The sequence below is a fragment of the Paraburkholderia caballeronis genome (genome assembly GCF_900104845.1).
In the GTDB taxonomy this organism is placed as follows: Bacteria; Pseudomonadota; Gammaproteobacteria; order Burkholderiales; family Burkholderiaceae; genus Paraburkholderia; species Paraburkholderia caballeronis.
Genome location: NZ_FNSR01000001.1, coordinates 3100011 through 3116937, shown reverse-complemented (window position 1 = coordinate 3116937; position 16927 = coordinate 3100011). Strand labels below are relative to the sequence as shown.

Annotated in this window: 16 protein-coding genes; 6 read left to right on the top strand and 10 right to left on the bottom strand. The window is 67.1% G+C overall.

The features are described 5' to 3' along the window. Window positions 1-9 precede the first annotated feature (9 nt). Window positions 10-348: a P-II family nitrogen regulator gene (locus BLV92_RS13920; protein ID WP_028207721.1), complete on the top strand. Its 339-nt coding sequence runs from the start codon at window positions 10-12 to the stop codon at window positions 346-348. A gap of 138 nt (window positions 349-486) precedes the next feature. Here the strand turns inward: BLV92_RS13920 and BLV92_RS13915 are convergent, their stop codons facing one another. The 5 genes from BLV92_RS13915 to BLV92_RS13895 form a co-directional block, all read right to left on the bottom strand. Beyond that, window positions 487-1653, bottom strand: a complete 1167-nt coding sequence (locus tag BLV92_RS13915) for a porin (protein ID WP_090547086.1) — start codon at window positions 1651-1653, stop codon at window positions 487-489. Window positions 1654-2270: 617 nt separating this feature from the next. Further along, window positions 2271-3053, bottom strand: coding sequence for an ABC transporter ATP-binding protein (locus BLV92_RS13910; RefSeq protein ID WP_090545781.1), 783 nt, complete (start codon window positions 3051-3053; stop codon window positions 2271-2273). A 16-nt stretch (window positions 3054-3069) separates the two neighbouring features. Further along, entirely contained in the window at window positions 3070-3783 is a 714-nt protein-coding gene (locus BLV92_RS13905) for an ABC transporter permease (protein WP_090547084.1), read from the bottom strand. 19 nt (window positions 3784-3802) lie between these two features. After that, on the bottom strand, window positions 3803-4492 hold the full coding sequence (locus tag BLV92_RS13900; protein WP_090545779.1) for an ABC transporter permease: 690 nt from the start codon (window positions 4490-4492) through the stop codon (window positions 3803-3805). Between the two features lie 286 nt (window positions 4493-4778). Continuing rightward, window positions 4779-5555, bottom strand: coding sequence for an ABC transporter substrate-binding protein (locus BLV92_RS13895; RefSeq protein WP_090545778.1), 777 nt, complete (start codon window positions 5553-5555; stop codon window positions 4779-4781). A gap of 498 nt (window positions 5556-6053) precedes the next feature. On the opposite strand from BLV92_RS13895, the gene BLV92_RS13890 reads away from it, so the two are divergent. Then, window positions 6054-6752, top strand: a complete 699-nt coding sequence (locus BLV92_RS13890) for a pirin family protein (RefSeq protein WP_090545776.1) — start codon at window positions 6054-6056, stop codon at window positions 6750-6752. A gap of 130 nt (window positions 6753-6882) precedes the next feature. Here the strand turns inward: BLV92_RS13890 and BLV92_RS13885 are convergent, their stop codons facing one another. Next, window positions 6883-7413, bottom strand: coding sequence for a Spy/CpxP family protein refolding chaperone (locus BLV92_RS13885; protein ID WP_090545774.1), 531 nt, complete (start codon window positions 7411-7413; stop codon window positions 6883-6885). A gap of 232 nt (window positions 7414-7645) precedes the next feature. On the opposite strand from BLV92_RS13885, the gene BLV92_RS13880 reads away from it, so the two are divergent. Together BLV92_RS13880 and BLV92_RS13875 are read left to right on the top strand one after the other, a co-directional pair. Beyond that, entirely contained in the window at window positions 7646-8377 is a 732-nt protein-coding gene (locus BLV92_RS13880; RefSeq protein ID WP_090545772.1) for a response regulator, read from the top strand. After that, window positions 8361-9677 (top strand): ATP-binding protein, encoded by a 1317-nt coding sequence (locus BLV92_RS13875; protein WP_090545770.1) that lies wholly within the window; start codon window positions 8361-8363, stop codon window positions 9675-9677. The genes BLV92_RS13880 and BLV92_RS13875 overlap by 17 nt, the downstream gene beginning before the upstream one ends. Window positions 9678-9854: 177 nt before the next feature. On the opposite strand, the gene BLV92_RS13870 is transcribed toward BLV92_RS13875, so the two are convergent. Together BLV92_RS13870 and BLV92_RS13865 are read right to left on the bottom strand one after the other, a co-directional pair. Continuing rightward, complete coding sequence (locus BLV92_RS13870; protein WP_090545768.1) at window positions 9855-10121, bottom strand: double-stranded DNA-specific endonuclease; 267 nt, start codon at window positions 10119-10121, stop codon at window positions 9855-9857. Between the two features lie 218 nt (window positions 10122-10339). After that, window positions 10340-12019 (bottom strand): sensor domain-containing diguanylate cyclase, encoded by a 1680-nt coding sequence (locus BLV92_RS13865; RefSeq protein WP_090545766.1) that lies wholly within the window; start codon window positions 12017-12019, stop codon window positions 10340-10342. Between the two features lie 636 nt (window positions 12020-12655). Between BLV92_RS13865 and BLV92_RS13860 the strand changes: the two genes are divergently transcribed. Then, entirely contained in the window at window positions 12656-14413 is a 1758-nt protein-coding gene (locus BLV92_RS13860; RefSeq protein ID WP_090545763.1) for an ABC transporter permease, read from the top strand. A gap of 22 nt (window positions 14414-14435) precedes the next feature. Continuing rightward, on the top strand, window positions 14436-15785 hold the full coding sequence (locus tag BLV92_RS13855; protein WP_090545761.1) for an ABC transporter ATP-binding protein: 1350 nt from the start codon (window positions 14436-14438) through the stop codon (window positions 15783-15785). Between the two features lie 80 nt (window positions 15786-15865). On the opposite strand, the gene BLV92_RS13850 is transcribed toward BLV92_RS13855, so the two are convergent. Beyond that, the gene (locus tag BLV92_RS13850; protein ID WP_090545759.1) at window positions 15866-16426 is read right to left on the bottom strand and encodes a hypothetical protein; all 561 of its coding nucleotides are present in this window, start codon (window positions 16424-16426) and stop codon (window positions 15866-15868) included. Further along, window positions 16423-16926 carry a hypothetical protein gene (locus tag BLV92_RS13845; RefSeq protein ID WP_373681885.1) on the bottom strand — a complete coding sequence of 168 codons (504 nt, stop codon included), beginning with the start codon at window positions 16924-16926 and terminating at the stop codon, window positions 16423-16425. Before BLV92_RS13845 ends, BLV92_RS13850 begins: the two co-directional genes overlap by 4 nt. Window position 16927: the final 1 nt, after the last annotated feature.

The following is a 16927-nucleotide window of genomic DNA, read 5'->3' as shown; positions in this document are numbered from 1 at the left end:
AGGAACGCCATGAAACGCATTACTGCCGTGATCAAACCCTTCAAGCTGGACGAAGTGCGCGAGGCGCTCGCGGAAGTCGGCCTCACCGGGCTGACGGTCACCGAAGTGAAGGGCTTCGGCCGCCAGAAGGGCCACACCGAGCTGTATCGGGGCGCCGAATACGTGGTCGATTTCCTGCCGAAGGTGAAGATCGAAGTGGTGGTCGCGAGCGATCAGGCCGACCAGGTGATCGACGCGATCATCGGCGCGGCGCGCACCGGCAAGATCGGCGACGGCAAGATTTTCGTGACCGACGTGGAGCGGGTGATCCGCATCCGCACCGGCGAAGAGAACGAAGCCGCGGTGTAATTCCCGCGCCGGCCAGCCGGATAAACCGGCCGCATCAATAAAAAACGGTGCGATACCCTTGCGGACATCGCACCGATACGCGCCTCTCGCAGCAGCGTGAAAACGTTGTAAAGCTGTTCTGATTACACTCGCGCGTGGTTAGAACGAGTGCTGGATACCGGCATAAACGCCCGTCTGGCTGTGACCCGGCAGCGGGTTGCCCGTCGAGGAGGCGTCGCCGAAGTTGTTCGCGTTCAGGCCGTAGTTCGCGCCCTTGCTGTTCTGCACGGTCGCGATCTGGATGTCGAGCAGCGTGCGCTTCGACAGGTTGTACGAGCCGCCGATCGTGTAGATCGTCGCATTACCCGCCCCGTTGTTGCCGTTCACGTGATAAACGGCCGCGATCGCCGCGGCCGCCGGCGTTGCCTGCCACGTCACGCCGCCCCAGAAGTGGTCGAGCGTGGTCGGCTGGCCGGGCAGCGCGCCCGTCATGCCCGACGAACGGATCGCCTGATACGCGCCCTGCACCTTGAACGGTCCGAGGAACACGTTGAGCAACGCGGAGTATTCGCGCGAATACGCGTACACGCCATTGCCGTTGCCGTTGCCGCCGAGGATCGTGCTGCCGTCGTTCGGATCGTAGGCGCCGCCGAGCAGGCCGTTCGACGGGTTGCGGATTTCGTCATAGATACCGCGAACCTGGAACAGCGAGCTGGTGTACGTCAGTTGCAGACCGCCCTGGCGGCCTTGCGGCGTCGTGCCGTTGCCGTTCCAGTTGGTCGAGTTCGACAGCGAGTACTGGCCGTACACGTCGAAGCCGTAGAACTTCGGCGACTGGTACGAAATGTTGTTGCTCGACTGCGACCAGTTGCGGCCGCGGACCAGCGACGCCGACGACCAGTTCGACTGGCCGAACGGATCGAAGTCCCACACGCCGTTCGCGATGAACAGTTCGCGGCCCAGCAGCAGCGTACCGTAGCTGTCGTTCGCGAGACCCACGGTCGCCCAGCGATTGAAGAGACCGCCGCCGCCCGGGCCCTGGCCCGACATCGTGTTGAAGCTGCCTTCGAGCTGGAAGACCGCCTTGTTGCCGCCGCCCAGGTCCTCGACGCCCTTCAAGCCCCACAGGCTGGTGCCCCAGTCGCCGCTCTCGGCCGCGAAGTGGTGCGAGCTGCCGGTCGCCTGGCCGTTCGGACCGACGCCGGTCGGCAAGCCGTTGATGTACTCCAGGCCGGCATCGAGGCGGCCGTACAGCGTCACGCTGCTCTGCGCATGCGCGATTACGCCGGCCGACATCAATGCCGCGGCGAGCAAAGCTTTCTTCATCTTCTCCTCCATGACCCTGTCAAAAAAAGTCGTACCCTGGTACTGCGAAAGACGTTCGCGTGCGTTGTCAGGCGCCGCGAACGAAAACCGGATCCGCAACGGAGCGTACCTGGGGATGCCGGGGACGATGCAGCCAGACAACTGGCCGCTCGTTGTCGCGCATCCCCCTGTTGGACTCTCGTCTCCCGTTCTTTTTGAAGTGAAACTACTTTTAATGAACTTTGTTTTGCTACTTTGGTTACTAATTTAGCAAAAAAGGTCAGATGTGGGAGAACTAATTGGCGTCGGCGCGGGCGGGTGTCGTCAAATTGCAATATGCCGGCCTCCTGTGTGTCCTCGCGCACCCTCCGGACGCGGCGTAAATCCTTGTGGGACAAGGGACACACGGATCCCGCAGGGCAACGTTCAGGATTGCCACTATTGACGTCAAAAACGGTTGGGAGTAGGGCAAAAAGGGCGTTTTTTGCGCCCTTGAGGCCGCGTTGCACGGCCCGAAAAGCCCTCGAAAAAGGCGCAGAGCGGACAAAAGAAAAGGCGCGGAAAGCGCCTTGTAAGACTACATTCACTACATCCGCGAACAGGCCGGCGCGTCCGCCGGCCGCCCGGCCGATTTCGCGTTATTTGAGGCTGCCGGACAGGAACTGGCGGAGCCGCTCGCTGCGCGGATTGCCGAACACGTCGGCCGGATTGCCTTCTTCCTCGACGCGTCCCTGATGCAGGAACATCACGTGATTCGACACGTTGCGCGCGAACGCCATCTCGTGCGTGACGACGATCATCGTGCGGCCTTCCTCGGCGAGCGTCTGCATCACCTTCAGCACTTCGCCGACGAGTTCGGGATCGAGCGCGGACGTCGGCTCGTCGAACAGCATCACGTCCGGATGCATCGCGAGCGCGCGCGCGATCGCGACGCGCTGCTGCTGGCCGCCCGACAGGTGCGACGGATACTGCTTCTCGACGCGCGGCGCGAGGCCGACCTTTTCGAGGTAGGTGCGCGCGCGGTCCTCGGCTTCGCGGCGCGGGATGCCGAGCACATGCACCGGCGCCTCGATCACGTTCTCCAGCACCGTCATGTGCGCCCACAGGTTGAAGTGCTGGAACACCATCGCGAGCTTGGTGCGCACCCGCTGCAACTGCTTCGGATCGGCGACGCGCAGCGCGCCTGAACGGACGTCGGACAGCGTGCGAACCTCTTCGCCGTCGACGAAGATGCGCCCCGAATTCGGCTGCTCCAGGAAGTTGATGCAACGCAGCATCGTGCTCTTGCCGGAGCCGGACGAGCCGATCACGCTGATCACGTCGCCGGCGTTGGCCCGCAGCGACACGCCCTTGAGCACTTCGTGGTCGCCGTACTGCTTGTGCAGGGAGTCGACGAAAAGTTTCTGCTTCTGCGAATTCATCAGGTTCCTCGGAGGCTCACTTGCCGAGCGGCCGCAGATACGCGAGCCAGCGGCGCTCCGCGCAGCGGAACAGCCACACGAGCGTGAAAGAAATGAACAGGTAAAGGATGGCCGCGATGCCGAACGCGCCGAACGACTGATACGTCGCGGAGTTCACGTCGCGCGCGATCTTCAGGATGTCCGGCACGGTCGCGGTGAACGCGACGGTCGTCGCGTGCAGCATCAGGATGACTTCGTTGCTGTAGTACGGCAGCGCGCGGCGCAGCGCGGACGGCAGGATCACGCGCCGGTACAGCGTGAACGGCGACATCCCGTATGCGCGCGCGGCCTCGATCTCGCCGTACGGCGTCGCCTTGATCGCGCCGGCGAAGATTTCGGTCGTGTACGCGCAGGTGTTCAGCGTGAACGCGAGCAGCGTGCAGTTCATGCCGCTGCGGAAAAACGCGCTGGTCAGTTCGTGATTGCGGATGATCTCCAGGCTGTAGAGCCCGGTGTACGCGATCAGCAACTGCACGTAGAGCGGGGTGCCGCGGAAGATGTACGTGTACAGCCACACGAGGCCGGATAACCACTTCTTCTTCGACACCCGCGCGACCGCGAGCGGCACCGACAGGCAGAAGCCGAGGCCGATCGACACCACGAGCAGCCACAGCGTGATCGCGACGCCGGTGAAGTGGTAGCCGTCGGTGTACAGATAGTTGCGCCAGTATTGCTGGATCAGCTGGATCAGGTCTTGCATGAGTGGGCCTTTAGAGATCCGCCTTGCGCACGCCGGTCGAGTAGCGCCGGTCGAGATAGATCAGCACGAAGTTCGACACCGTCGTGATGACCAGATAGATCGCGCCGGCCAGCAGCGTGAAGAAGAAGAACTGCAGCGTGCCCTTGCCGGCGTCCTGGGTCGCCTTCACGATGTCCGCGAGGCCGATGATCGACACCAGCGCGGTCGACTTCACCAGCACCTGCCAGTTGTTGCCGATGCCGGGCAGCGCGAAGCGCATCATCTGCGGGAACATGATTCGCGTGAACACCTGCCAGTTGGTCATCCCGTACGCGTGGCCCGCTTCGAGCTGGCCGCGCGGCACCGCGAGGAACGCGCCGCGGAACGTCTCGGTGAAGTACGCGCCGTAGATGAAGCCGAGCACGATCACGCCGGCGACGAACGGGTCGATGTCGATCTGGTCCCAGCCGAGCAGGTCGGTCAGGTCGTTCAGCCAGATCTGGATGCTGTAGAACAGCAGCAGCATCAGCACGAGGTCGGGCACGCCGCGGATCAGCGTCGTGTACACGGTGCCGGCGCCGTTGCTGAAGCGGTTTTTCGACAGCTTCGCCGCCGCGCCGATCAGCCCGAGCGCGAACGACAGCGCGAGCGACAGCACCGCGAGCTTGACGGTCTGCCAGGTGCCGGCGAGGATCAGCGGGCCGTAGCCTTGAAGAAGCATAGGTGGTCCTTGACGATGGGCGTCGCGTGGGCCGCGCTCAAGCGATGCGCCGCGGCCGTGTGCGCCGGTGGGCAAGCGGCCGTCGCTGCGGCGCGCCGCCCGGTCTTGCCGGGGCCGCCCGCGCATGCCGTTGCCGGCGGGACTGCGTGCGGTTCGATGTCGTTCTCCGGTCGAGCCGGGCCGGGTTCGACGCTTCGGATCGACTTTATTACGAAGCCCGCGGGCGTCCCATCGGTGACTGCCCCGGGCGCGTGTTCTCCGTTTCCGTTGGCTTCGTCTGCGCTACTTATTTGCCTTTATAAATGTCGAAGTCGAAGTAGCGTTTCGCGATCCGGTCGAACGTGCCGTCCTGGTGGATCGATGCGAGCGCCGCGTTGAACTTCGCCTTCAGGTCTCCGTCTTCGTTGCGCAGGCCGATCGCGGTGCCTTCGCCGATCGTCTTCGGGTCCTCGACTTCCGGGCCGGCCCACGCGAAACCTTGGCCGCGCGGCGTCTTCAGGAAGCCGAAGTCCGCCTGCGCCTCGTCCTGCAAAGTGGCGTCGAGGCGGCCCGAGATCAGGTCCGCGTACACCTGGTCCTGGTTCTGGTACGACACGACGGCCACGCCGGCCGGCTCCCAGTGCGCCTTCGCGTAGCTCTCCTGGGTCGAGCCCTGCTCGACGCCGACGCGTTTGCCCTTCAGCGACGCGGGCGTCGGCAGCAGCGGCGAGCCGGCCTTCGCGATCATCCGCGCGGGCGCGTCGAACATCCGGTCCGAGAAGTCGATCTGACGGCGGCGCTGGCCGGTGACGGTCAGCGACGACACGATCGCGTCGAACTTGCGGGCCTTCAGCGCCGGGATGATGCCATCCAGATCCTGCTCGACCCACACGCACTTCATGTTCATCCGTTCGCACAGCGCCTTCGTCAGATCGACGTCGAAGCCGACGATCCGGCCGTCCGGCGCCTTCGACTCGAACGGCGGGTAACTGGCATCGACGCCGATGCGCACGGTTTTCCAATCCTTTGCGGCGGCGCCGGTCGCGAGCATCGCGAGCGCCACGCACAATGCGAACTTCTTCATCTTGCTCCTGCTGATACGGCCGGATCGCGGCGGACAGCCCGCGAACGGCGCCGGCTCATGGCCGGCCGCCGCCATTCTAGGCGATCAAAAAAGCGGGTCGTCCGGTTGTGGTCCGGTTCTCGTCCGGTCGACCCGGGACCGGAGTCGGCTTTTTTCGTTCGGCGCGGAGCGTCGAACGGCGATCGCCCGGCGCGTCCGATGCGTCCGATGCCGACGCGCGGAACGCGTCGCCCGGGCGACGGGGGCTGAAAAGCGCGGTATTTTACCCGAAGCCGGGGGGCGCGCCAGTTCGGCGGCCGAAGTTGTGGCGGGACGGGGACGGCGGCGCCTGGCCCCCCGTTCGCGGGCGGGCAGGGGCCGACGTTTCGGGGCTTCGGGCCAGGCGACGAAGCCGATTGACGCCGCGCGCGGAACGATCCGGTGCGGCAGCCGCGGTTGTCGCGCGGGCGCGCCGTCCTCATTTACGAGCCTCGATATTCATCTACCGGAGAGAACCCCATGCTCGCCATTCGTCGCGCCGACACGCGCGGCCATGCCCATCACGGCTGGCTCGACACGTTCCACAGCTTTTCGTTTGCCGACTATCACGATCCGTCGCAGATGCAGTACGGCGCGCTGCGCGTGCTGAACGACGACCGGATCGCGGGCGGCCGCGGCTTCGGTGCGCACGGCCATCGCGACATGGAGATCGTCACGTACGTGCTCGACGGCGCGCTCGCGCATCGCGACAGCATGGGCAACGGCTCGACGATCCGCCCGGGCGACGTGCAGCGGATGAGCGCCGGGACCGGCGTGATGCACAGCGAGTTCAACGCGTCGCGCGACGACGAAGTCCATCTGCTGCAGATCTGGCTGTTGCCGGTCGAGCGCGGCGGCGCGCCGGGCTACGAGGAAAAGCGTTTCAGCGACGACGACAGGCGCGGGCGGCTGCGGATCATCGCGTCGCCGGACGGCCGCGACGGCTCGGTGACGGTGCGCGCGGACGCGTCGATCCATGCGGCGTTGATCGACGGCGACGAGCGCGTGCAATACGCGGTGCCGGCGGGGCGGCGCGTGTATGTGCACGTCGCGCGCGGCGCGCTGGATGTCAACGGCGAGGCGCTGCGCGCGGGCGACGCGGCGACGATCGAGGCCGAGGACGCGGTGACGCTCGAACGCGGCGACCGCGCGGAAGTGCTGCTGTTCGACGTCGCGTGATCGGGTTTGCCGCTTCGCACTTGCGGAGCGACAAAGAAGAGCGGGGCCACGGAGATTCCGTGGCCCCGCTCGTTGATCCCGGATAACGCCGTGCGGACTGCGACGCGCCGCCCGCACGGCCTCGGCCGCGTTACTGCTGCGCGGCCGGCGCGGACGCCGCGCCGCGATGCTGCTGCCAGTGTTCGCGCATCTTCTCGCGGCGCTGTTCCATCTTCGCGAAGCGGGCCTTCAGCGCGTTGCTGACGGTCGTTTTCTGCTGGTCGTTCAGGCCGTTGTAGAACGCGAGCCATGCGCTGGAGGTCTGCTCGCGCAGCTGCGCGTCCTGCTGCTCGACGCGCTGGTGCGCGGCGTGCAGCGCGTTCAGGTCGAGGATCGGCTGGTTCTTCAGCGAGTCGAACTGCTCCTTCATCTGCTTGTGGTTCGCGCGCGCAGCTTCGCGGTTCTGCTTCATCGTGGTCAGCGCGGCCTGCCACTGCTTTTCCTGATCCGCGTTCAGGTTCAGCTTCGCATGCAGTTGCTGCATTTCCTTCATCATGTGGCCGTGCCAGCCGCCGGGGCCGCCGGAGCCACCCTTCGGCGGCGTCTGCGCATGCGCGGCGCCGATCGACAGCGCGAGAGAGGTGGCGGCAACGGCGAGAAAGCGCGAGGTCTTTTTGTACATGGTGCAACTCCTGACTAGATACGTGAACACGTCCATCCGTCGATGCGCCAGCAACCTCGTCGCGTTTGCGCATCCGGTGTCCGTAGCGTAAAGACCCGGAGCGCGCCGCGTGTTACGAGCCGGGCCCCGGTCGTTACGCAACATTACGCACCGCTTTCGTAGTAACACCTCGTAACCCAAACGGCAGGTCCGTAAGCAAAGGCGCCGTCGCGCGCGCGTTAAACTTCGCTCCATGGCTACTCAAATCCTGGTCGTCGACGACGACGTCGAATTGCGCGACCTGCTGCGCGACTATCTGGCGCGGCAGGGCATGGAAGTGTCGGTGCTGCACGATGCCGGCTCGCTGGAGCGGCGGCTCGAACGCGAGCGCCCGGACCTGATCGTGCTCGACCTGATGATGCCGGGCGTCGACGGGCTCACCGCGCTGCGCAAGCTGCGCGCGTCCGGCGACGACATCCCGGTCATCATGCTGACCGCGCGCGCGGACGACGTGGACCGCATCGTCGGGCTCGAACTCGGCGCCGACGACTATCTCGGCAAGCCGTTCAACCCGCGCGAACTGCTCGCACGCGTGCAGGCGGTGTTGCGGCGGCGTCGCACGATGCCGTCGGCGGCCGCGCCCGAACAGCGCGAGCCGTTTTCGTTCGGCCGCTTCACGCTCGACTTCCAGTCGCGCACGCTGCAGCAGGAAGGCAAGCCGATCCTGCTGTCGGGCAGCGAATTCGCGCTGCTCAAGATCTTCGTCAATCATCCGATGCGCACGCTGACCCGCGAACGCCTGCTCGAACTGCTGCACGGCCCGGAATACGACGGCACCGACCGCGGCATCGACGTGCAGGTGTGGCGTCTGCGCCGCATCCTGGAAACCGATCCGTCGACGCCGCGTTTCATCCAGACGGTGCGCGGCCGCGGTTATGTGTTCGTACCGGACGGCGAGCAGAACTCCCATGCGCCGGCCGGTTGACTCGCTGTTCGGGCGGCTCGCGCTGCTGTTCGTCGGCGTCCTGCTGATCTCGCACGTCGCATGGTTCGCGCTGATGCGCCTTGAGCGCAGCCAGATGCAGGCGCGTTACGCGGTCGAGGAGGCGACCTTCCTCGTCGATGCGGTGCGCCAGCACGTCGCGCGCTCGCCGGACCAGCCGCTGCCGTCGCGCGTGCAACTCGTCGAGCCGACGAGTTCTGACGTGCCGGTCAACGGCGAGGAGACGCCGCAGCCGCTGCGCCGTTTCGCGGACGACGTGCGCGACCGGATGCCGCCCGGCACCGACGTGCGCGTCGGGCCGCCGGGCCGTCCGCCGACGCTCTGGGTGCGCAGCCCCGCGGACAGCCGCTGGATCGTCGTGCCGGTTCAGCCGATCCGGATCATGCGGCCGCTCGACAGGCTGGTGCCGTGGTTCGTCATCATCTTCTCGGCGGCGCTGATCGCGGCGCTGGTCGCCGCGTGGCAGCTTCAGCAGCCGCTGCGCTCGCTCGCGCTGGCGGTCACGCGCTTCGGCCGCGGACTGCCGGTGCCGCCGGTGCCGGAGCGCGGGCCGCGCGAACTGCGCCTGCTCACGCTCGGCTTCAACCAGATGGTGCGCGAGGTCGAGCGCACCGGGAACGACCGCGCGGTGATGCTGGCCGGCGTCGCGCACGACCTGAAGACGCCGCTCGCGCGGCTGCGGCTGCGCGCGGAGATGATGGACGACGCGAAGATGCGCGACGGCGTCGTGCGCGACGTGGATTCGATGACGCACATCGTCGATCAATTCCTCGTGTTCGCGCACGACGGCGCGGACCGCAGCGAGCCGGTCGAGGTCGACGAGCAGTGCGAGCGCGTCGTGCGCAGCTACCGGGCGGTCGCCGGCGACGCGGCCGCGCTGCAGACCCGGCTCGAAGCCGGCCCCGGCTTCCGGCTGCCGGCCGCGACGCTCGAACGCGTGCTGTCGAACCTGCTCGACAATGCGCAGGCTTACGGCGCGCCGCCGGTCGTCATCGAGACCGCGCGGGCGCCGGGCGGTTTCATGCTGACGGTGCGCGACCACGGCGGCGGGATCGCCGCGCAGGACCTGATCAACGCGAGCCGGCCGTTCGTGCGGCTCGATCCGGCGCGCGGCGGCAACGGCCACAGTGGCCTCGGCCTCGCGATCGTCGAGCGGCTGGTGCGGCGCGCGGGCGGCGCGTCGGAGATCGGCAACGATCCGGCCGGCGGCCTGTGCGTGCGGATGACGTTCCCGCTCGACGTGGTGCAGCGCAAGGCGGTCGAAGCGGCGCACGCGTGGTGATCCGGCGGCGCTGGAAGCAAAAGGCGCCGCCATTCTTCAGGCAGTAACCGGATAACCGCCGCGGTTCGCGACGGTTTTTTTCGCGGGAGTGTTGACCCGACGTGGCGCCGGCAACCGGCGCGCGGCGGGTCGATCAGTTCGCGCGGCTCATGCCGGCCGCGACGGTCTGCGGCCGGATCAGGCCGAGAACAGCGAATCGAGGGTGGACGCGGCCTCGCTGTCGACGGTGTTGTACGTGACGGTGTCGGCTTCGAAGATGTAATGCGTCGTGTATTTGCCGATGCGGGCGAGGATCTCTTCCTGGATCAGCTCGGGCGCGACATCGAGCTTCAGATACCACGCGGTCGATGACAGGCGCGTCTGGAACGCGCCGTACTCGACCATCAGATGGTCGAACGCGTCAGCGTCCTGATCGCGGCAGACGATGACCAGATTTCCCTTCATGCATGCCTCCAGATTCTGCGGAACAACTCGGTTCGGCGGAGCGCGCGCACGCTCGTCGCGTGCGCGCGCCGGAAAAATCGCGCAGCGCGCCCGGCCGATGATACCGCGTCGTTTCGAAGCGGCTGCCGTCGTGGCAGTGTGACGCGCTGCGGGAGGCAAAGGCGGGGGCGGCGTTTAGCGGGCGCTAACCGGGTGCTTGCCAGGCGCTTACCAGTCGCTTACCAGGCGTTTTCGGGCGTGCGCGGCGGCACCGCGCCGTCTGGCGGCACCGCTTCGCAGCGGTCGCGCCCGGCTGACTTCGCGGCGTACAGCGCGCGGTCCGCGCGGCTCATCAGCCGCTCCGGCTGATCCTGCTTCGCGGCCAGTTCGGTGATCCCGATGCTGACGCTCAGGATCACGTCGGCGGGCAGTTCCGCGCAGTGGCGGTTCCGGACCTGCTCGCGCAGCCGCTCGACCACCGTGAGGCCGGTCGTGAGCGTCGTCGCCGGCAGCAGGATGCCGAACTCCTCGCCGCCGAGCCGGCCAACCGCGTCGTCCGCGCGCAGTTCGGTGCGGCAGGTTTCGATGAAATGCTGCAAGGCGCGGTCGCCGGCCGGGTGGCCGAAGCGGTCGTTGATCTGCTTGAAGTAGTCGAGGTCCGCGATCGCCATGCACAGCGGCGCTCCGACCTCGTACGCGCGGTCGATCTCGTGGCGCAGCAGGTCGAGGAAATAGCGCCGCGACAGCGCGCCGGTCAGCGCATCGTCGCGCGCCTCGGCGGCGAGCAGCGCGTTCGCCGACTGCAACTGCTCCGCGAGTTCGCGCGTCGCGCGGTGCAGCCGCCGCTCGCGCACCCACGACACCGAGATCACCGCCGCGAGCGCCACCGTGCCGGCGAGCGTCAGGAAGATCAGCAGCCGGTTGCGGTGATGGTTCGCGAGCAACTCGGGCCACGAATTGACCGGATCGACGAGATGCGCGGACAGCCCCGAATTCAGCCCGCCGCGCGATTCGTACAGCGCCGGCGTCGGCTGGCCGGGCAGCTCGACCAGTTGCTCGGCGTCCGCGCGCGGCACCCACGGCGCGACCCGGCGCACCGACGGCGCGGCCGGCTGCAGCGCGATCTCCGTGAAGCGTTCGCGCAGGTAGGTGTTCACGCGGTCGATCGCATTCATGTCCTCGACGTGCGAGCCGGGCAGCGCGAGCCCTTCGAGCGCGCTGTTGTGCGCCATGATGATCACGCCGTTGTTGTCGGACACGAACGTGCCCGGGTGCGCCACCCAGTGCCGCAGCCGCGCGATGCTGACCTTCGCGACCACCGCGCCGACCAGCAGCCCGTCGCTGTACACCGGCGCGGCGACGAAGATGCCGGGCTCGCCGCTCGCATTGCCGACGCCGTACATTTCCGCGAACGCGCCGAGCAGCGTGTCGTTCAGATACGCGCGGGTGTGCATGTCGATGCCGATGTACGACATCCGGTCGCTCGCGTTGCTCGACGCGACGCAAATGCCGGTCGTGTTCACGAGCCAGATCGCGTCGAGGCCGGAGAAACCCTGCGCGTCGTGCAGCAGCATATTGACCTCGGCGAACTCGGGCGCCTTCAGCAGCACGGTGCGCCGCGCGAGTTCCGTCGGGTAGCGGTTCAGGGCATAATGCGCGGCTTGCGCGAGCGCCTGCTGGACGACGCCGGTTTCGGCCATCGTCGCGGGGATCGCACGCGACATCGACAGGTCGCTCGCGATCACTTCGGCCATGTTGCCGACGACCGAGCGTGTCATCTGCCGCTGCGAGTTGAGGGCGCCTTCGAGTTCCTGACGGACCAGCCGGTCGGCCACGAGGCCGGCGATAACCCAGCACACGAGCACGACGGCCACGATCCCGACGGATCCGGCGGTCCAGCGCAAGAGTGTCCTGTTCATCGGCCTTTGTGGTCCGTTAGTAGTAAGGGTCGGTGGCAGGCGGCGCGACGCGCAATCGGCGCAGCGCCGCCTCCGTTTCGGTGCCGGTCTGAGGGACAGTCGCCGCCCGCCGATTTTAACCCCGCCGTGACCCGCGCGGACGGCGGCGCAAGGCGGCTCCCCGGCGGCCCCCGCTGCCGCGCCCGATCCGGCAGCGACACGAATCGCGCGCGGACTCATGCGGGATGCCATTATCGCTGCGCGGGCAACGGCGCGGCGGCCAGTGGAGTTGTCATTCGGTTGTCGCGCGCACGCCACGCCGGCGGGCCGCGCGCGACGGGCGGCGCACGCGGCGACAGGGGCTACGCCGTCACCGCGGTTGTATCTGTCACGCAGGTTGTAGTAGTGTCGTGCCGAATAAAAAAAGGCAAGTCCGCAACGTATCAGCCGCACGATCCGGTTTTCCGCGCAGTTTGCAAAGAGTCTGTAAAGCGGTCTGCGGAACCGGCGCCGCGCGCGTTATCAACGTCAACGAATTTCCGTACTCATGCGTCTTGCCCAATCTGAGTTTCGCGTCCCGGATGGCTCGTTCCGGGGCGCTGCCGCACGGCGTCCCGCTGCGCTCGCCCGTCTCTTCGCCGATGGGGAGGGCGCCTGATGGAATTCGGTTTCAACCTGAACCGCACGGCCAACGCATCCGCGTGGCGCGTGCTGCCGAACCGCTGGGACTTCGTCGCGTTCCCGCTGATCATCTGCCTGCTCGCGATGGCCGCAATCGGCTTTCACGAGTCGATGGCCCCCATCTCGACGCTGAGCGCGCAGCCGATCTCGCTCGATCCGTCGAACCTGCCCGAATACGCGATGCGCACCACGCTGCGCATGCTCGCGGCGATGATCGCGTCGCTCGTCTTTACGCTGGGGTACGGCACGCTCGCCGCGAAAAGCCGCCGCGCCGCGCAGGTGCTGGTGCCGATCCTCGACATCCTGCAGTCGGTGCCGGTGCTCGGCTATATCTCGTTCACGGTGACGTTTTTCCTCGCGCTGTTTCCGTCGCGCGTGCTTGGAGCCGAACTCGCGGCGATCTTTGCGATCTTCACGAGCCAGGCGTGGAACATGACGTTCAGCTTCTACCAGTCGCTGCGCACGGTGCCGCGCGATCTGGACGAGGTGTCGAAAGGCTTTCACCTGACCGGCTGGCAACGCTTCTGGAAGCTGGAGGTGCCGTTCTCGATGCCGGGGCTCATCTGGAACATGATGATGTCGATGTCGGGCGGGTGGTTCTTCGTGGTGGCGTCCGAGGCGATCACGGTCGGCAACCACACGATCACGCTGCCGGGGATCGGTGCGTATCTGGCGCAGGCGATCGCGGACAAGAACCTGCATGCGATCGGCTGGGTGATCCTGACGATGGTGGTGGTGATCCTCGCGTACGACCAGTTGCTGTTCCGTCCGCTGGTCGCGTGGGCGGACAAGTTCCGGATGGAAAACACGAGTTCGGGCAACGCGCCGGAATCGTGGCTGCTGGATCTGATCCGCCGCACGCGGCTGATTCACCGCCTGCTGGTGCCGGCCGGCTGGCTGCTCGCGAAGGCGGCGCGCGTGCCGCTGCGGCTGCCGGCGCTCGCGTCGATCCGGCGCGCGGTGCCGGCCGCAGGCAGCGGCAAGCCGTCGAAGCTCGGCGACATCGCGTGGACGACCTTCGTGCTCGTGCTGACCGTGTTCGTCGTGTGGCGGGTGGTCGGTTACGTGCGCACCGGCGTCACGCTCGATGAGGTCGGCCACGTACTCGTGCTCGGCTTGATTACGCTGCTGCGCGTCGTCGTGCTGATCGCGATCGCATCGGTGATCTGGGTGCCGCTCGGCGTGCTGATCGGGCTGCGTCCGGCGCTTGCCGAAAAGATCCAGCCGCTCGCGCAGTTCCTTGCCGCGTTCCCGGCGAACCTGCTGTTCCCGGCGTTCGTCGTCGTGATCGTGCGCTTCCATCTGAACCCGGACGTATGGCTGTCGCCGCTGATCGTGCTCGGGACGCAGTGGTATATCCTGTTCAACGTGATTGCCGGCGCGAGCGTGTATCCGAACGACTACCGCGAAGCGGCGACGAACTTCCGCATTCGCGGCTGGCAGTGGTGGCGTCAGGCGATCCTGCCAGGCATCTTCCCTTACTACATCACCGGCGCGATCACCGCGTCGGGCGGCGCGTGGAACGCGAGCATCGTCGCGGAGTACGTGCAGTGGGGCGACACGAGGGTCGCCGCGCACGGCCTCGGCGCATACATCGCCCAGATGACCGCCGCAGGGGACTATCCGAAGATCATTCTCGGGATCGCGGTGATGTCGCTGTTCGTCACGCTGTTCAACCGCCTGCTGTGGCGACCGATGTACGCTCACGCCGAAGCCCGGCTGAGGCTCGACTGAACGAGAACCGAAGGCAAACGCAATGCAAAACCCGAAGACCTTGAGCGCCGCGTCCGGCGACGCGCAGACGACCGCCACGCCGCCGCGGCTCGGCGAAGAAATCCTGCGCGTGAAGGACGTGTGCCGCGGGTTCAACAAGACCCAGGGCGAACTGCTGGTCCTCGACGATGCGAACCTGTCGCTGCGCGAAGGCGAGATCGTCGGGCTGCTCGGCCGCTCCGGCTCCGGCAAATCGACGCTGCTGCGCATCATCGCGGGGCTGATCGAACCGACCGGCGGCGAAGTGACGTGGCTCGGCAAGCCGCTCGACGGACCGGCCGAAGGCGTTGCGATGGTGTTTCAGACGTTCGCGCTGTTCCCGTGGCTGACCGTGCTGCAGAACGTCGAGGCGGGGCTCGAAGCGCAGGGCGTCGGCGCGCGCGAGCGGCGCGAGCGCGCGCTCGCGGCGATCGACCTGATCGGTCTCGACGGTTTCGAGAACGCGTATCCGCGCGAGCTGTCGGGCGGCATGCGTCAGCGTGTCGGTTTCGCGCGCGCGCTGGTCGTCGACCCGAAGCTGATGCTGATGGACGAGCCGTTCTCCGCGCTCGACGTGCTGACCGCCGAGACGCTGCGCACCGACATGCTCGACCTGTGGACGCAGGGGCGTCTGCCGATCAAGTCGGTGTTGATCGTCACGCACAACATCGAGGAAGCGGTGTTCATGTGCGACCGCATTCTGGTGCTGTCGTCGAATCCGGGACGGGTGGTCGCGGAAATCAAGGTGCCGTTCAAGCATCCGCGCAATCGTCTGGACCCGGCGTTCCGCCGCCTGGTGGACGACATCTACGCGAAGATGACCGCGCGTCAGACCGGCGAGACGACGAGGAAGGGGCTGGAACTCGGAAGCTGGCTGCCGGGCGTCTCGACGAACCTGATGGCGGGTCTGATCGAGACGCTGGCCGCGCCGCCGTATCACGGCCGCGCGGACATGCCGGAAATCGCCCGCTCGCTGCATCTCGAAGTGGACGACCTGTTTCCGATCGTCGAAGTGCTGCAGAACCTCGGGTTCGCGGACGTGCGCGAAGGCGACGTGCTGCTGACGCCGCCCGCGCGCGTGTTCGCGGAGTTCGGCACGCAGGAGCGCAAGATGATGTTCGCCGAGCATCTGCTGCGGCACGTGCCGCTCGCCGCGCGGATCAAGAAGGTGCTGAACGAGCGGCCGGGACACCGCGCGCCGCGCGTGCGTTTCGAGCAGGAACTGGAAGACTTCCTGTCCGATAGCGCGGCGGAAGAAACGCTCGACACGGTGATCGACTGGGGCCGCTACGGCGAGATTTTCTCTTACAACGACCAGTCGGAGATCTTCAGTCTGGAAGACGTGGAGTCCTGATATCCGCGTAGTCGCCGATCTGAACTAAAAAGGCCGCATCGACAACGATGCGGCCTTTTCGCTTTCAGCCATGGGCTTCGTCACTGCAACGAACCCCAGCGGTCGACCGCGGGTTCCGCGGCCGCCCATTTCCAGCCGCCGTCGTCGTCGTGGCAGGTGCTCGCGGTGTACCAGCGCGCGGGCGCGTTCGGGCCGTCGCCGTCCTGCACCGAGAACACGAACTCCTTGCAGAGCGCGAGCGCCGACGCGAAGGCGCGCGTCACGCGGACCTCGCCGTGACCGTTCTCGATCGGCAGCCTGTGCTTGACGGCCCACGTCTGCGTGCCGCCGACCGGCAGCGCGCCGGCGGTCGACGCGATCAGGTTCTGCTGGTCCGTGTGCATCTTGCGCATGAAGTCGTTGACGGCCACGTCGGTCGCCGCCTGCACCGCGATGCCGACGCCGATGCCGACCGCCGGATTCGCGGTCACGAAGCCGGTCGCCGCACCCGCCGCGGCGCCGCTCGCCGCGCCGATCGACCCACAGCCGCCGACCAGCGTCGCGGCGCTCACGCACAGCGCGCCGAGCGCCGCGACGCGTGCGAAGCGGCGACAGGAACGACGCGCGGGCAAAGAAGCAGGACGCCGGTCGCGCGCGCTCATTGCAGCGAGCCCCAGCGTTCGGTGGCGGGCTCGGCCGACGCCCACTTCCACGCGCTGCCGTCACGGCAGATCGACGCGACGTAGAACGCGCTGGATGCGGCCGCGTCCTTCGTCGCGTTGTGATCGACGGAGAACACGATCTCCTTGCAATCGAGCGCGCCGCTGCTGATCGAGCGGCTCACCGTGACACGGCCGTGTTCGTCGTCCTCGATCGGCATCGAGTGCGTGATCGACCACGTCGCGACCGCGCCGACGTCGAGCGGCCCGGCGATCTGCGCGATGCGGTCCTGGGTGTTGCGGTGGACGACGCGTTCCGAGTACTGCACGCCGGCGCGCGCCGCGGCGACGACGCCGAGGCCGATGCCGGTCGCGACCGCCGCATTGTTGGTGACTTTCGCGGCGACCGCGGCGCCGGCGATGCCCGCGCCCGTCGTCGCCGTTTCGGAGTAGAGCGAACTGCAGCCGCTCAATGCCGCTCCCGCGGCCAACACGATCAGCAGC

Coding starts and splice junctions, on each gene's coding strand:
- BLV92_RS13920 (WP_028207721.1), top strand. CDS start 10: ATGAAACGCATTACTGCCGTGATCAAACCCTTCAAGCTGGACGAAGTG.
- BLV92_RS13915 (WP_090547086.1), bottom strand. CDS start 1,653: ATGAAGAAAGCTTTGCTCGCCGCGGCATTGATGTCGGCCGGCGTAATC.
- BLV92_RS13910 (WP_090545781.1), bottom strand. CDS start 3,053: ATGAATTCGCAGAAGCAGAAACTTTTCGTCGACTCCCTGCACAAGCAG.
- BLV92_RS13900 (WP_090545779.1), bottom strand. CDS start 4,492: ATGCTTCTTCAAGGCTACGGCCCGCTGATCCTCGCCGGCACCTGGCAG.
- BLV92_RS13895 (WP_090545778.1), bottom strand. CDS start 5,555: ATGAAGAAGTTCGCATTGTGCGTGGCGCTCGCGATGCTCGCGACCGGC.
- BLV92_RS13890 (WP_090545776.1), top strand. CDS start 6,054: ATGCTCGCCATTCGTCGCGCCGACACGCGCGGCCATGCCCATCACGGC.
- BLV92_RS13885 (WP_090545774.1), bottom strand. CDS start 7,413: ATGTACAAAAAGACCTCGCGCTTTCTCGCCGTTGCCGCCACCTCTCTC.
- BLV92_RS13880 (WP_090545772.1), top strand. CDS start 7,646: ATGGCTACTCAAATCCTGGTCGTCGACGACGACGTCGAATTGCGCGAC.
- BLV92_RS13875 (WP_090545770.1), top strand. CDS start 8,361: ATGCGCCGGCCGGTTGACTCGCTGTTCGGGCGGCTCGCGCTGCTGTTC.
- BLV92_RS13870 (WP_090545768.1), bottom strand. CDS start 10,121: ATGAAGGGAAATCTGGTCATCGTCTGCCGCGATCAGGACGCTGACGCG.
- BLV92_RS13865 (WP_090545766.1), bottom strand. CDS start 12,019: ATGAACAGGACACTCTTGCGCTGGACCGCCGGATCCGTCGGGATCGTG.
- BLV92_RS13860 (WP_090545763.1), top strand. CDS start 12,656: ATGGAATTCGGTTTCAACCTGAACCGCACGGCCAACGCATCCGCGTGG.
- BLV92_RS13855 (WP_090545761.1), top strand. CDS start 14,436: ATGCAAAACCCGAAGACCTTGAGCGCCGCGTCCGGCGACGCGCAGACG.
- BLV92_RS13850 (WP_090545759.1), bottom strand. CDS start 16,426: ATGAGCGCGCGCGACCGGCGTCCTGCTTCTTTGCCCGCGCGTCGTTCC.